General features: G+C 45.3%; 1 protein-coding gene. It reads right to left on the bottom strand.

Translation table 11 applies throughout. The features are described 5' to 3' along the window. A partial coding sequence (locus AACS98_RS16530; protein ID WP_198161144.1) for a hypothetical protein occupies nt 1-373 on the bottom strand: 373 nt, incomplete at both ends.

The raw sequence follows: 373 nt of genomic DNA, 5'->3' as shown, positions 1-373 counted from the left end.
CTGGCAGTTGTGCCATTGAATGCTAGAGTACCGCCACTGAGGGTGAGATTACTAATAGAATTTACCGTTTCATCGAAAGTCAGACTGCCATTATTACTGACTGCAAGATTGTTAATGGCACTGACAGTCTGATTCAGAGTCAGACTGCCACCACTAATGGTGACATTGTTGAAAGCATCGCTGACGCTAGCACCCCTGATGTTAGCACCCGTGAGTAAGATAGTCGCTGCACTGATGAGATTGTCTGTGATGACAGAACCACCTGTTAAGCTATATGTGCCACCACCAAATACTAATGACGCACTGCTATCAACCTCAAAAATACCGCTACTTGTACCACCACCTTGTAAGTTGAGTGTGCCTGTTTGGACTT

The organism is Anabaena sp. CA = ATCC 33047 (genome assembly GCF_963870205.1).
Classification (GTDB): Bacteria; Cyanobacteriota; Cyanobacteriia; order Cyanobacteriales; family Nostocaceae; genus Trichormus.
The sequence above is the reverse complement of the archived record's forward strand: the minus strand, read 5'-3'. Positions and strand labels throughout refer to the sequence as shown.